Annotated in this window: 13 protein-coding genes; 9 read left to right on the top strand and 4 right to left on the bottom strand. The window is 38.6% G+C overall.

The features are described from left to right. The first annotated feature begins 1 nt into the window (after window position 1). The gene (locus I5435_RS04035) at window positions 2-1,195 is read left to right on the top strand and encodes a M20 metallopeptidase family protein (RefSeq protein ID WP_337983295.1); all 1,194 of its coding nucleotides are present in this window, start codon (window positions 2-4) and stop codon (window positions 1,193-1,195) included. Window positions 1,196-1,348: 153 nt separating this feature from the next. Here I5435_RS04035 and I5435_RS04040 read toward each other — a convergent pair whose 3' ends face one another. Beyond that, a complete protein-coding gene (locus I5435_RS04040) occupies window positions 1,349-1,534 on the bottom strand; it encodes a DUF5325 family protein (RefSeq protein ID WP_337983296.1) in 186 nt (61 codons plus the stop codon). A 141-nt stretch (window positions 1,535-1,675) separates the two neighbouring features. On the opposite strand from I5435_RS04040, the gene typA reads away from it, so the two are divergent. From typA to I5435_RS04065, 5 genes are all read left to right on the top strand, one after another. Then, window positions 1,676-3,520, top strand: coding sequence for a translational GTPase TypA (gene typA, locus I5435_RS04045; RefSeq protein WP_025218736.1), 1,845 nt, complete (start codon window positions 1,676-1,678; stop codon window positions 3,518-3,520). A gap of 31 nt (window positions 3,521-3,551) precedes the next feature. Next, complete coding sequence (locus tag I5435_RS04050) at window positions 3,552-3,950, top strand: YlaH-like family protein (RefSeq protein ID WP_024362187.1); 399 nt, start codon at window positions 3,552-3,554, stop codon at window positions 3,948-3,950. Between the two features lie 256 nt (window positions 3,951-4,206). After that, window positions 4,207-5,199 carry an ABC transporter substrate-binding protein gene (locus I5435_RS04055; RefSeq protein ID WP_337983297.1) on the top strand — a complete coding sequence of 331 codons (993 nt, stop codon included), beginning with the start codon at window positions 4,207-4,209 and terminating at the stop codon, window positions 5,197-5,199. Continuing rightward, on the top strand, window positions 5,200-5,967 hold the full coding sequence (locus I5435_RS04060) for an ABC transporter ATP-binding protein (protein ID WP_025218738.1): 768 nt from the start codon (window positions 5,200-5,202) through the stop codon (window positions 5,965-5,967). Then, the gene (locus I5435_RS04065) at window positions 5,960-6,754 is read left to right on the top strand and encodes an ABC transporter permease (protein WP_024362184.1); all 795 of its coding nucleotides are present in this window, start codon (window positions 5,960-5,962) and stop codon (window positions 6,752-6,754) included. Before I5435_RS04060 ends, I5435_RS04065 begins: the two co-directional genes overlap by 8 nt. Window positions 6,755-6,850: 96 nt before the next feature. On the opposite strand, the gene I5435_RS04070 is transcribed toward I5435_RS04065, so the two are convergent. Continuing rightward, window positions 6,851-7,054, bottom strand: coding sequence for a YlaI family protein (locus I5435_RS04070; protein ID WP_024362183.1), 204 nt, complete (start codon window positions 7,052-7,054; stop codon window positions 6,851-6,853). A gap of 12 nt (window positions 7,055-7,066) precedes the next feature. Further along, entirely contained in the window at window positions 7,067-7,567 is a 501-nt protein-coding gene (locus tag I5435_RS04075; protein ID WP_025218739.1) for a hypothetical protein, read from the bottom strand. A 182-nt stretch (window positions 7,568-7,749) separates the two neighbouring features. Between I5435_RS04075 and I5435_RS04080 the strand changes: the two genes are divergently transcribed. The 3 genes from I5435_RS04080 to pyc are packed head-to-tail and all read left to right on the top strand — an operon-like array spanning window position 7,750 to window position 12,719. Beyond that, complete coding sequence (locus I5435_RS04080; protein WP_024362181.1) at window positions 7,750-8,031, top strand: Fpa/YlaN family protein; 282 nt, start codon at window positions 7,750-7,752, stop codon at window positions 8,029-8,031. Window positions 8,032-8,091: 60 nt separating this feature from the next. Next, complete coding sequence (locus I5435_RS04085) at window positions 8,092-9,273, top strand: FtsW/RodA/SpoVE family cell cycle protein (RefSeq protein WP_025218740.1); 1,182 nt, start codon at window positions 8,092-8,094, stop codon at window positions 9,271-9,273. Between the two features lie 11 nt (window positions 9,274-9,284). Further along, window positions 9,285-12,719 carry a pyruvate carboxylase gene (gene pyc / locus I5435_RS04090; RefSeq protein ID WP_025218741.1) on the top strand — a complete coding sequence of 1,145 codons (3,435 nt, stop codon included), beginning with the start codon at window positions 9,285-9,287 and terminating at the stop codon, window positions 12,717-12,719. Between the two features lie 377 nt (window positions 12,720-13,096). Here the strand turns inward: pyc and I5435_RS04095 are convergent, their stop codons facing one another. Continuing rightward, the gene (locus I5435_RS04095; protein WP_024362178.1) at window positions 13,097-14,020 is read right to left on the bottom strand and encodes a COX15/CtaA family protein; all 924 of its coding nucleotides are present in this window, start codon (window positions 14,018-14,020) and stop codon (window positions 13,097-13,099) included. Window positions 14,021-14,308 lie beyond the last annotated feature (288 nt).

A 14,308-nucleotide genomic window follows, 5' to 3' on the forward strand; every position in this document is an offset into this window, starting at 1 on the left:
AATGGCAGTATTACAGCAAGAGCAGTTAGTTGATTTATTAAAACGATATGAAGAGGAAATGATTCAACTTCGTCGTCATTTTCATGAAAATCCCGAGCTTTCCTTTGAAGAAATTGAAACACCGAAAACGATTGCTGCATTTCATCGTGCTTTAGGGCATGAAGTACGTGAAGGTGTTGGGGGTAACGGTGTTGTAGCGAAGTTAGTTGGTGCTAAGGCAGGGAAAACAGTGGCATTACGTGCAGACTTTGATGCTTTAGCTATTACAGAAGAAACAGGTCTGCCATTCCAATCAAAAATAAAAGGGCGCATGCATGCATGTGGTCATGATGGACATACAGCTTCATTATTAATTTTGGCGAAGGCATTAAATCAAATGAAAGAAAACTTAGCGGAGACAATTGTCTTTATTCATCAACATGCAGAGGAGCTTGCACCAGGTGGGGCGAAATCAATGATTGCTGATGGCTGTTTAGAAGGTGTCGATGTAATATTTGGCACACATTTATGGGCACCAACAGAACTTGGTAAGGTGCAAACAGCAATTGGACCATTTATGGCTGCGGCTGATGGCATTTACATTAAGATTAAAGGAAAGGGTGGTCATGGCTCAAATCCAAGCGATACGAAGGATTCCATCTTGCTGGCAGCGCAATTTATTACAAATTTACAACAACTTGTAGCACGTCGTATTAATCCATTGCGTCCTGCGGTAGTATCAGTTGGTCATATTGAGGCGTTAAACCCTTTTAATGTCATTGCAGACCAAGTCTATATGAAAGGGACTGTCCGTACCTTCCATGAGGAGGAGCGCGATTTACTGGAGCGTGAAATTGAAGAGCTATTAAAGGCAACTTGTTATTTAACAAAAGCGGACTATGAATATGAGTTTCGTCGTGGTTACCCACCAGTGGTGAACCATGCAGCAGAAACAGAGCATGTGATGGCGTCAGCAAGAAAAGTAGCAGATGTCGAAGCGGTTGAATTTGTTGACCCTACGATGGGTGGAGAGGATTTTGCGTACTATTTAGAGGAAATACCAGGGGCATTTTTCTTTACGGGGGCAAAAAATCCACAATGGCAAGAAGTGTATCCACACCATCATCCAAAATTCGATATTGATGAACGTTCATTGCGGATTGCAGCTAATGTTTTAGGTCAAGCAACGTTAGATTATTTGGCAAAAGACTATTAATGAAAGCATCACTTGTTTGCTTGCAGGCTGAGGAGATAGTAGCTAAACATTAAACAAATATGTTGTGAAATATAGCCAAAAAGAGGCGTTGTCTATTATGGACAATGCCTCTTTTTAGACCACATATAGGTAGTTAGAGTGCAAATACTAACATTAAAGTAAGCCTTGTTCGCGAAGTTTACGCTTCATTTTAAAAGCTGTCATAAAAATGACACAAGTAGCTACAATACCTGCTATTACTCCCCAAATATTACTTGCTGCTACTGAATACCCGATAGAACACATTGCTAGCACAGCTGCTAGTGCATAAATGGCCATTACGATTTTTCCACGATGCATAACCGAGCCCCCTAATTTATAGTAAATTTGTGATTAAAAATATTTTTTTAGAATGATAGAAATTCTAATAAGGACATTTACATCCTTCTTGTGCTATAATATCACAGTTAAACATTCGAAAAAAGAATATGGAGTGGAATAATGACAAACTTACGTCAAGATCTTCGCAATATCGCAATTATCGCCCACGTTGACCATGGTAAAACTACCTTAGTCGACCAATTATTAAAACAATCTGGTACATTCCGTTCAAACGAACGTGTTGAAGAACGTGCAATGGACTCTAACGATATCGAACGTGAACGTGGTATTACAATATTAGCAAAAAATACTGCTGTCAACTATAACGGAACTCGTATCAACATCCTTGATACGCCTGGACACGCCGACTTTGGTGGTGAGGTAGAACGTATTTTAAAAATGGTAGATGGCGTTTTACTAGTTGTCGATGCGTATGAGGGTTGTATGCCGCAAACACGCTTCGTACTGAAAAAAGCGTTAGAACAAAAGTTAACACCGATTGTAGTAGTGAACAAAGTAGATAAAGACTCAGCTCGTCCACTTGAAGTAGTAGATGAAGTATTAGAGTTATTCATCGAGTTAGGTGCAGATGACGATCAATTAGACTTCCCTGTTGTGTATGCTTCAGGTGTAAATGGTACGGCTTCTTTAGACGCTGATCCATCTAAACAAGAAGAAAATATGAAATGTCTATTTGAAAAAATTATTGAAGCTATCCCAGCACCAGTTGATAACTCTGAAGAACCATTACAATTCCAAGTAGCTTTACTTGACTATAATGACTTCGTTGGACGTATCGGAATTGGTCGCGTATTCCGCGGAACAATTTCAGTAGGTCAACAAGTTGCTCTGATGAAATTAGACGGTACAGTGAAAAACTTCCGTGTAACAAAAATCTTTGGTTTCTTCGGCTTAAAACGTGAAGAAGTTGAGACAGCAAAAGCTGGTGACTTAATCGCCGTTTCTGGTATGGAAGATATCAACGTAGGAGAAACAGTTTGCCCTGTTGAACATCAAGAAGCGCTTACGCCTTTACGTATCGATGAGCCAACTTTACAAATGACTTTCTTAGTAAACAATTCTCCATTTGCAGGTCGTGAAGGGAAATGGGTTACTTCTCGTAAAGTAGAAGAGCGTTTACGTGCTCAATTACAAACAGACGTATCTTTACGCGTTGAAGATACTGATTCTCCAGATGCTTGGACAGTTTCAGGTCGTGGTGAGCTTCACTTATCAATCCTGATTGAAAATATGCGTCGTGAAGGTTTTGAATTACAAGTATCAAAACCACAAGTAATCGTGCGTGAAATCGATGGTGTTAAATGTGAACCATTCGAACGTGTTCAAATCGATGTACCTGAAGAAAATGTTGGTTCTATTATTGAATCTATTGGTACTCGTAAAGGTGAAATGCTTGATATGGTGAACAACGGCAGTGGTCAAGTGCGTTTAACGTTCTTAGTACCAGCTCGTGGATTAATCGGTTATACAACTGAATTTATGTCGATGACAAAAGGTTTCGGTATTATCAACCATACGTTTGATTGCTACCAACCATTATTACCAGGGAAAATTGGTGGTCGTCACCAAGGTGTACTCGTTTCAATGGAAACTGGTAAATCAACAACTTATGGTATGATGCAGATTGAAGACCGTGGTACACTATTCTTGGAGCCAGGTACAGACATTTACGAAGGTATGATTGTTGGCGAAAATACTCGTGACGCTGATATCACTGTAAATATTACAAAAATGAAACAAAAAACAAACATCCGTTCAGCAAATAAAGACCAAACGAATGTTATTAAAAAACCACGTATTTTATCTCTAGAAGAAGCGCTTGAATACTTAGGGGATGATGAGTACTTAGAAATCACACCTGAATCAATTCGCCTTCGTAAAAAAATTCTAGATAAAAACGAACGTGAGAAAGCAGCGAAAAAATTAAAAAACGCTGAACAATAATTTTCCGCTGATATGAAAGGGAGAGGGAGTCTTGGATATAAAGTCCGCTTTATTGGGTGAACTAAATGTTATTCAAGTTGCTGCATCAACAAATGCAGAGGAAACAACAAAGGTTTATGGGAGAATGGCTGGTATTACAAGATTTCTATATGAAAATTTACCAAGCTATGAAGTTGCAGGCTATGTTGTATTTCTTCTTGTCTTTGTACTTTCTGCAATTGTCTATAAATTAGGCTTTGCAAAAAAGTTAAAGCTATCTCAAAATATTGTCATTTATGTGTTCCTATTTTTGGGGTGTATTATGTTGACATTTTTCGCGTTATTCCTACCTATGATTGAAGGCCTCATCGTAGCGGCGTTAATTTTGATTGTATACAAAACACGTATGTGGCGAGAAAAAAGAGAAGAGCAACAAGCTGCCAATCAATGATAGTAGCTTGGCTCCTTTACCATAAAACTTACCTTAAGTTTTAAGGGCATAAAAAAAGTCTTAGCATTTATTTGCTAGGGCTTTTTTTCTTTGATAGAGAAAATTTTTACGTCTTAGGCAATCTACCTATGTAAGAATAGCTGTGCATCTATGTTCATTCAATTGAATGACATATGACAAAATGGTTGGCACCTAAATCTTCTAACGTGAATAAGTTAGTCTCGATAGGCTATTTATCAATCAAGGAGGAAATGGAATGCGTTGGCTTAAAAAAGGTTTGTTATTTAGTAGTATTGCTTTGTTGCTCCTTTCATTGGCAGCGTGTAATAAAGCGGAGCTAGAAAAAGTAAAGGTCGGAGAAGTGACGCGCTCGATTTTCTATGCTCCGCAATATGTAGCGCTTGAAAAAGGTTTTTTTGAAGAGGAAGGACTTTCTGTTGAGCTACAAACGATTGCTGGTGGCGATAAAACGATGACAGCGTTACTTTCAGATGGCATCGATATTGCCTTAGTTGGCTCAGAAACATCCATTTATGTAACAGCTCAAGGTGCGAACGATCCGATTCAAAACTTTGCACAATTAACACAAACAGATGGTACATTTTTAGTAGCCCGTGAAAAGATGGATAATTTTTCATGGGAAGATGTAAAAGGATCAACATTTTTAGGGCAACGTAAAGGTGGAATGCCACAAATGGCTGGGGAGTTTGTCTTGAAAAAGCATGGCATTGATCCTACAAAAGATGTAACACTTATTCAAAATATTGATTTTGCCAATATCGCTACAGCCTTTGCTTCAGGAACAGGAGATTATGTTCAGTTGTTTGAACCGACAGCGAGTGTGTTTGAAAAAGAAGGTAAAGGTTATATTGTTGCTTCATTTGGCACGGAATCAGGCCATTTACCATACACGTCCTTTATGGCAAAAAGTAGCTACTTAAAGGATGATGCTAAAACGGTGCAAGGATTTACTAATGCGCTGAAGCGAGCACAAGATTTTGTACAAGAGAAAAGTGCGGCAGAAGTGGCAGAAATAATTCAGCCGTATTTTGAAAATGTTGATGTAGCGTTAATTGAGACGGTGGTCGAACGTTATAAATCACAAGGCTCTTATGCAACAGATCCAATTTTGGATGAAGAAGAGTGGGATAACTTACAAACAATTATGGAGGAAGCAGGTGAACTTCCTCAACGAGTAAAATATGAAGAGCTTGTGAATACAAAGTTTGCAAAAAAGGCTGCAGAGTAAATGGAATTTTTAAAACTAGATCATATTCACCATAGTTATTTTTCTAGTACGCAGGCAAAGGAAGTTTTAAAAGATATTAATCTAGATATTCGTGAAGGGGAGTTTGTTTCTTTTATAGGGCCAAGTGGCTGTGGAAAAACGACACTCTTGTCCATTATTGCTGGGTTATTTCCTGCAACGGAAGGTAAGGTTTTTATTGATGGCGAAATTATTGCGCCACATAATCAGGCACTTATCGGCTACATGCTTCAACAAGATTATCTATTCCCGTGGAAAACGATTGAGGACAATGTCACCATTGGTTTAAAAATCATGCAGCGGGATAATAAAACGCATAAAGTAACGGCCAATGCGCTCTTACATGAAATTGGTTTGCCACATGTCGGAAGTTATTATCCGAGAGAATTATCCGGAGGAATGCGTCAACGCGTAGCACTTGCAAGGACTTTAGCGGTTAATCCGAAAATATTATTGCTAGATGAACCATTTTCAGCGCTCGATTATCAATCTAAGTTAAAGCTTGAAGATTTAGTTGTCGAAACATTAAAGGCCTATCAGAAAACGGCGATTCTTGTCACACATGATATTGGTGAGGCAATCGCTATGAGTGAAAGGGTATTTCTTTTCTCGGCTAATCCAGGCATGTTACACAAAGTGTTTGAAATACCTTCTGAGTTACAACAATTATCTCCGTTCGATGTAAGGCAACATCCAGCTTATTCAGATGTATTCCAAACGATTTGGAAGGAGCTGGAGAGTCTTGGATAATACATTGTTTAAACAATATCAACAATTGCTAAAGAAGGAAAAGCGCTTCGTTCGCCTATATCAAATCATTATTTTACTGGTCTTTTTTGGGGGGTGGGAGCTGCTCTCGAGGCTTGAATGGATTGACCGTTTAATCTTTAGCTCACCAACCTATGTATGGCAAACGTTTATTGAAAAAGTAAGCGACGGCACACTCACATTACATGTTGGTGTGACGTTAATGGAGACGATTATCGGCTTTATTGCTGGAACATTATTAGGGACCTTGATTGCAACTGTCCTCTGGTGGTCTCCGATGTTATCCAAAATTTTAGATCCGTATTTAGTAATATTAAATGCTATGCCAAAAGTGGCGTTAGGGCCGATTTTAATCGTTGCACTTGGACCAGGTTATTTTTCGATTATTGCAATGGGTGCTCTGATATCTATCATCATTACTACCATTGTTGTGTACACCGCTTTTAAAGGTGTGGATCCCAATTACAGTAAAGTGTTACAAACTTTTGGTGCAACTCGTTGGCAAACTTTCAAAGAGGTGATTTTGCCTGCTTCTTTTCCAACTATTATTTCGACTTTGAAAGTGAATGTTGGTTTGTCATGGGTTGGTGTGATTGTTGGTGAGTTTTTAGTTGCTTCAAAGGGGCTTGGTTATTTAATTATTTATGGCTTCCAAGTATTTAACTTTAATCTTGTCCTTATGTCACTGCTCATTATCGCTTTCTTCGCGACAATTATGTATCAAGTTGTCGAATTGCTGGAAAAAGTGATTATCAAAAATAATGGCTAAGTAAAAAACGCAAAACCTGTATGAATAGGGTTTTGCGTTTTGTACTGTTAAATCTGCTAGAGCGAGCGCTTTTTAAATTGTATGAGTGCCTGGCACTTAAAATTCTTTGTCCATTTGTGGTGAGGTGCGATAAAAGCGGAAATTTCCCGTTTCAATACGTGCCACCGTATTTTCCTTAATTCGATCATGGCATGTGTCGCACATATACGTATGAATCGGACGATTACGCAGTTTTTTTGCTAACGGTAAATCATCGTCTAACTGGTTAATAGTATCGCAAATGACACATTTTACGCGCATCGCATTCCCTCCCTATTCCGCACGAATGGCTAACACATTTTTAATAGGGCTGTCTACATTGGAGCCGTCTCCAAATAATACATGAACGGGTCCATCTTCGGTTAAAGGTTTGCCATCCTGACTGTATTTAAAAATTAATGTCTGTGCTTGTTCAATTGTAAATGCATGTTCTTCCCCGTTTTTGCATTCAATGACGATTGTTGTCGCTTCGGGTTTAACTTCAGCATTTTTCAAGAAGTGACTTAATTCGATACCGAAAGTGCCCGTTTCCATCCCTTTGCGGTCGAATTTTCGTTCTGATTTTAATGTTGGTGGGAAAGTAGCACCTTCCATAATTTCGCGTGACCAGTGAGCACCGACTTCGCGCATATATTTTGTATCCGCATCTTCCTCTACTGCACTTGCCTGGAAGTACGTATTTAAGTCTAATTTACGATCGTCAAAAATCCAAACCGTGGGATCTAATGTTAGTTGATACGAAACTGCACCCTTAATAGGAATAATTGTTTCCATAATAGAAATCCTCCTCAAATCTTGTATATCCATGAATTAGTATAACGCTAATGCAAGGAGATAATAAAGAAATATAATTCGGATTGTTTATTTTCCGACGAAGACACTTGCATTTTTAGCGACTAAAAGATAAACTTTATTAAGATAGAATCGAAGAAATATCAGATAATGGGGGCGTCCTCATGGATACGAAATCACAAACTTCCTTTCAAGAGAAGGCTTTGGAGCTTTTAGTTGCTGATGCAGATAAAATTGCTCGCCTCATTCGAGTACAAATGGATCATTTAACGATGCCACAATGCCCTTTATATGAAGAAGTATTAGATACACAAATGTTCGGCCTTTCACGTGAAATTGACTTTGCTGTGAAGCTTGGACTTATTGAACGCGAAAAAGGCAAGGCCATTCTCGATTCACTCGAGAAGGAACTTTCTGTACTACATGACGCGTATACAGACAAATAAAAAGAAAAAACTCAAACGCTGCTTGCGATTTGAGTTTTTTTTCTAGAACGAGGTTTTCCAATGAAACAATACTTAAAACGATATGCTCAAAATTTTGATTACCCATTATTTTTTACGGTTTTGTTGTTAAGTTTATTTGGCTTAGTAATGATTTATAGCTCAAGTATGATGGTGGCAATCGTCCACAAAGAACAAGCACCTGATTATTTTTATCGAAAACAACTTACTAACTTAGCAGTCGCGTCTTTAGGATTTGTGGCCGCAGCATTTTTCCCTTATAAGCATTATGCAAATAAGAATATTATGTTGTTACTGACGATTGTGTTAATTGTGCTTTTTACTTGGGTAAAAGTAGCTGGTAATGGGGCAGAGGAAGTAGGCTCTCAAAGTTGGATTAGTGTACCAGGATTGGGGAATTTCCAGCCTTCCGAATATGCGAAACTATTTATAATTTTATATTTTGCAGCAGCATTTTATCGGAAATCTCAAAAGTATACATTTGAAAAGCTTCAGCCGACAGAGATTTTTTATCCAATTTTCCTTTGGATACTTGTTGTAGCTGGTGTAGCCTTTGAAACAGATTTAGGGGCAGTTATTATTTTATGTGGTATCGCTGTATCTGTGGTCGCAGCAAGTGGTATTCCTTTTAAAACATTTTGGAAGTTTTTTGGTGTGTTAGGTGCATTTGGTACAGCTATTCTAGGCATGCTCTGGCTATTTAAAGGTGAATTATTAAAAGGGAACCGTAAAGGACGTATCGAGTCTTATTTTAATCCATTTGAATTTGAAAATGGAGTAGGTCACCAAGTTGTCAATAGTTATTATGCAATTGGCGGTGGTGGTCTAGAAGGTAGAGGACTCGGTCAATCTATTCAAAAATTAGGTTATTTGCCTGAGCCACAAACCGATTTTATAATGGCGATTGTAATGGAGGAACTTGGCGTTTGGGGAGTTCTAATCGTCTTAGGTGGTTTAGGATTTATTGTATATAAAGGTTTTTCCATTGCATTGCGAACAAAAGATCCACTAGCACGTATGATTGCTGCTGGGATTGCGAGCTGGATTGCCTGGCAATCGTTTATTAATCTTGGGGGTGTAACCGGGTTAATCCCGTTAACCGGTGTCACGCTGCCTTTCATTAGTTACGGCGGGACATCTATAATTTTGCTATCTTTAGCTATGGGGATATTGATTAATGTTTCCATGTTCGAAAAGGTAGAAAGAAGGAAATCACAAACATAAGGGGGATACCTATGGAATCAATCAACAAAATCCTTGTAGCCAATCGGGGAGAAATTGCAATTCGAATTTTCCGTGCGTGTACGGAGCTCAACATTCACACAGTCGCTATTTATTCACGTGAGGATAGTGGAGCATTCCATCGCTTTAAAGCGGATGAGGCTTATTTAGTAGGGTCAGGCAAGAAACCAATCGATGCGTATTTAGATATTGAAGGCATCATTGCAATCGCTAAGGATGCAGGCGTTGATGCGATTCATCCAGGGTATGGTTTTTTATCAGAAAACGTGGAATTTGCACGTCGTTGTGAGGAAGAGGGCATTTTATTTATTGGTCCTACTTCACAACATTTAGATATGTTTGGCGATAAGGTAAAAGCGCGTGAACAAGCTATTAACGCAGATATTCCTGTTATTCCGGGTACTGATGGTCCAGTTGCTTCAGTAGAAGAAGTACAAGCTTTTGGTGAACAATACGGATACCCGCTTATGATTAAAGCTTCTTTAGGTGGCGGTGGGCGCGGCATGCGTGTCGTGCAAACAAAGGATGATGTAGCATCTGCTTATGAACGTGCCAAATCAGAGGCAAAAGCAGCCTTTGGGTCTGATGAAGTGTATGTAGAAAAATGCATACTTCACCCAAAACATATTGAAGTTCAAATTATAGGCGATAAAATGGGCAATATTGTGCATTTATATGAGCGTGATTGTTCGATTCAACGTCGCCATCAAAAGGTTGTAGAGATTGCGCCATCGAATTCAATTTCAGAAAATTTAAGAAATAGAATTTGTGATGCAGCAGTTCAAATAATGAAAAATGTCTCGTACATAAATGCAGGGACAGTTGAATTTTTAGTTGCGGGTGATGACTTTTATTTCATCGAGGTAAACCCTCGAATTCAAGTAGAGCATACAATTACGGAAATGATTACAGGCATTGATATCGTACATGCGCAAATTAAGGTAGCGGCAGGCTACAGCTTGCATAGCGAAGAAATACACATACCGGAACAAGCGAATATTCCGATGATTGGTTATGCGATTCAAGCACGTGTAACAACTGAAGATCCAGCGAATGATTTTATGCCAGATACAGGGAAGTTAATGGTATATCGTTCAAGTGGTGGCTTTGGCGTTCGTTTAGATGCAGGGAACGGATTCCAAGGTGCCGTTGTTACACCGTATTATGATTCATTGCTTGTGAAAATTTCAACATCAGGTATGACTTTTAAAGAAGCGGCTGCGAAAATGGACCGTAACTTAAAAGAATTCCGTATTCGCGGGGTAAAAACGAATATTCCATTTTTAAATAATGTAGTAACGCATAAAAATTTCTTAGAAGGTTCGTTTGACACGAGCTTTATTGATACAACGCCTGAATTATTCAATTTCCCTGTGCGACAAGACCGCGGGACAAAGCTGTTAAGTTATATCGGTAATGTGACGCTAAATGGTTTCCCAGGGGTGGAAAACAAGGCCAAGCCAATTTTCTCACAGCCTATTAAGCCACTTGTGGATTTGAATGGGCGGCCGTTATCGGGTACAAAGCAAATTTTAGATGAGCAAGGTGCAAACGGTTTAGTGCAGTGGATTTTACAACAAGATGATGTGTTATTAACAGATACAACGTTCCGTGATGCACATCAATCCTTATTAGCTACGCGTGTGCGTTCACAAGATATGTATCAAATTGCAGATGAAACAGCACGTATGATGCATAATTTCTTCTCGTTAGAAATGTGGGGTGGCGCAACGTTTGATGTAGCGTATCGTTTTTTAAAGGAAGATCCATGGGAACGCTTAGCTAAGCTACGTGAGCAAATACCGAATGTGCTGTTCCAAATGCTATTGCGTGGGGCGAATGCTGTAGGCTACACGAACTATCCCGATAATTTAATTCGTGCGTTTATTGCTGAGTCGGCTGCATCGGGTATTGATGTCTTCCGTATTTTCGATAGTTTAAACTGGATTAAAGGAATGGAAGTTGCCATTGATGCAGCAAGAGATGCAGGGAAAATTGCAGAGGCTGCGATTTGCTACACAGGTGATATTTTAGATGACGGACGTGCAAAATACTCCGTGCAGTATTACAAAGATATGGCGAAGTCGCTAGAGGCGTCAGGAGCCCATATTTTAGCGATTAAGGATATGGCTGGGTTGTTAAAGCCGGAAGCTGCTTACCGCTTAATATCGGAGCTTAAAGAGGCGACAAGCCTACCAATTCATTTGCACACGCATGATACAAGTGGCAATGGGATTTATTTATATGCAAAAGCAATCGAGGCAGGGGTAGATATTTTAGATACTGCACTCGGTGCAATGGCAGGTTTAACATCACAGCCAAGTGCTAACTCTTTATATTATGCGATGAAAGGTAGTAAACGTGAAATTCGTGCAGAGATTGAATCGCTTGAAAAGCTTTCTTATTACTGGGAAGATGTGCGTAAATACTATAAAGATTTCGAAAGTGGCATGATTAGCCCTCATTCTGAAATTTACGTCCATGAGATGCCGGGTGGTCAATACAGCAACTTACAACAACAAGCAAAGGCTGTAGGATTAGGCGATCGCTGGGATGAAGTAAAACGCATGTATTCACGTGTCAACCTATTATTTGGAGACATTGTGAAAGTGACACCGTCATCTAAAGTAGTCGGTGATATGGCATTATTTATGGTGCAAAACGAATTAAATGAAGAAACCGTTATAACGAGAGGGAGAACGATTGATTTCCCTGATTCCGTTATTGAATTTTTCCAAGGTTATTTAGGGCAACCACATGGGGGCTTCCCAGCGGAACTTCAGAAAGTGGTATTGAAAGAGCGTGAACCAATTACTGTTCGACCAGGTGAACTGTTAGAGCCTGTTAACTTTGAACAGCTAGAGGAAGTATTGGCGGATAAATTAAATCGTCCTGTTACGAAGAAAGATATACTCGCTTATGCACTTTACCCGAAAGTATTTGAAGAGTATGCGAAAACGCTAGAGTCCTTCGGTAATATTTCAGTGCTAGATACGCCAACGTTTTTATATGGCTTAAAGCTAGGCGAAGAAATTGAAGTAGAAATCGAAAAAGGCAAAACGTTAATTATTAAACTGGTATCGATTGGTGAACCACAGCATGATGGTACACGTGTTATTTACTTTGAATTAAATGGTCAATCGCGCGAGCTTGTCATTCAAGATATGACGGTAGAAGTGGATGGCAGCATAGCTCTCAAGGCAGACCCAAGCAATCCGAACCAAATTGGGGCAACAATGCCAGGGACTGTATTAAAAGTCGTTGTATCTAAAGGCAGCCCTGTCAAACGTGGTGACCACTTGTTAATTACCGAAGCCATGAAAATGGAAACAACTGTACAGGCACCAAAGGATGGTATAGTGAAAGAGGTATACGCAAGTGCAGGAGATGCCATTTCAACAGGTGATTTATTAATTGAAATTGAATAATTAACGATAAAAAAAGGTTATTAGTAGCTATTGTAGCGCACTAATAACCTTTTTTCTTAATAGTAGAAAGTGCTTAAGGCATGTTATAAATCCATTTTCATAACAGATGGTTTGAAAAGAGCATTAAAGCCCACTTTCTTTCTAGACATTCAGCGTCTTTAGCCATTGCACTGACTTAGCCACAAATAGGTTGCAATTGTCTACCCTTTTATTGCTGAAGGTGGCCTATTCTTTAACTACGAAGACATCAAAAAAATAATATAATTCAGTTGTTTCTTCGCAAAAATTAAAGGCACGCATTATTTTGAGGTCAGGAGGAAGGATGTGATGGAAAATAAAAAAGATTCGACAGCAACGTGTCGAATCCTTTTCGAATGTTATTTATTTTTTTCATTATAATTGCTACGTGCTACGAGCATAATCATGTAACAAAGAAGGCCGAATAAAAGTGAAATGAACAATGAGTGTAATAAAGCTACTGTTAAATTCAATCTAGTAAGGACTACTAACATACCTGCTAAAACTTGTAGAATAACGATGATGAAAGCAGTAATCCAGCCATAATAAATAACACGTTGTTGTTTGTATTCTTTTATAGCGTGCCAAGTTATGTATGTAATCCAAATGAAAATAATGATAGCTGCCAGTCGATGTCCCATTTGAACCCATTCGTACATATTGTTTGGTTGAGCAAAAGGTGTTTCATTGTAGCAAAATGGCCAGTCAGGACATACTAAACTAGAATCTGTATGTCGAACAAGTGCCCCTGTATAAACGACTAAATAAGAATAAATTGTGACAGCAATTGTATGCCAACGTAGCTTTTTCCCAATAAATACGTTATCTGCATCAAACTTTCGATCAACTTCAAATACAATCATAGAAAGAAGAAGAACGGCTGCAAAAGAAATAAGCGAGATTCCAAAATGCAGAGCTAGAATGAAGTCTCCTTGTCCCCATAATACTTGAGCTGCTCCAATAAGTGCCTGTGCAATTAAGAAGAACATCGATAAAAAACCTAAAAATTTTACTTCACGAATATGACCAAGTTTCCGCCATGTCCAAATTGTTAGAACGAGAATTGAGATGGATACGACTCCTGTAACAAGACGATGAGAGAATTCAATTAATACTTCTGTTGTAATTTCTTTTGGGATAAGAGAACCATTACAATCTGGCCAGTTTCGACCACAGCCCAAGCCACTATCTGTTTTTGTAACAAGTGCCCCGCCAAGTAAAATAAGGAGCATTCCCAGTGTAGCGGCAACAGCAAACCACTTCATATACCTGTTATGTTGCATAAAATGAGTCACCTACTTTATCTATCAATATTACATGAAAGTAATGTTTCTGCTACTAGATGATATCTAAAATACAATTAAAATACAACTTGTAAAGAGAAGGGAGTAATAGATGTCGATTCCATTTCACAAATTGTTCATAATTTCGTACTTTAACCTTCACAATTCATTTTAGAAAATGTTTTACTATAGATATGTTGTTTTTAATTATATTTCTAGACAAAGCTAATTTTTACAACTTCATCTAAATTTCACTAAACGTCTAGAAATCAATCGCAAATTTCGCTA

The organism is Lysinibacillus sp. C5.1, from assembly GCF_016350185.1.
Lineage (GTDB): Bacteria > Bacillota > Bacilli > Bacillales_A > Planococcaceae > Lysinibacillus > Lysinibacillus sphaericus.

Coding starts and splice junctions, on each gene's coding strand:
- I5435_RS04035 (WP_337983295.1), top strand. CDS start 2: ATGGCAGTATTACAGCAAGAGCAGTTAGTTGATTTATTAAAACGATAT.
- I5435_RS04040 (WP_337983296.1), bottom strand. CDS start 1,534: ATGCATCGTGGAAAAATCGTAATGGCCATTTATGCACTAGCAGCTGTG.
- typA (WP_025218736.1), top strand. CDS start 1,676: ATGACAAACTTACGTCAAGATCTTCGCAATATCGCAATTATCGCCCAC.
- I5435_RS04055 (WP_337983297.1), top strand. CDS start 4,207: ATGCGTTGGCTTAAAAAAGGTTTGTTATTTAGTAGTATTGCTTTGTTG.
- I5435_RS04060 (WP_025218738.1), top strand. CDS start 5,200: ATGGAATTTTTAAAACTAGATCATATTCACCATAGTTATTTTTCTAGT.
- I5435_RS04070 (WP_024362183.1), bottom strand. CDS start 7,054: ATGCGCGTAAAATGTGTCATTTGCGATACTATTAACCAGTTAGACGAT.
- I5435_RS04075 (WP_025218739.1), bottom strand. CDS start 7,567: ATGGAAACAATTATTCCTATTAAGGGTGCAGTTTCGTATCAACTAACA.
- I5435_RS04080 (WP_024362181.1), top strand. CDS start 7,750: ATGGATACGAAATCACAAACTTCCTTTCAAGAGAAGGCTTTGGAGCTT.
- I5435_RS04085 (WP_025218740.1), top strand. CDS start 8,092: ATGAAACAATACTTAAAACGATATGCTCAAAATTTTGATTACCCATTA.
- pyc (WP_025218741.1), top strand. CDS start 9,285: ATGGAATCAATCAACAAAATCCTTGTAGCCAATCGGGGAGAAATTGCA.
- I5435_RS04095 (WP_024362178.1), bottom strand. CDS start 14,020: ATGCAACATAACAGGTATATGAAGTGGTTTGCTGTTGCCGCTACACTG.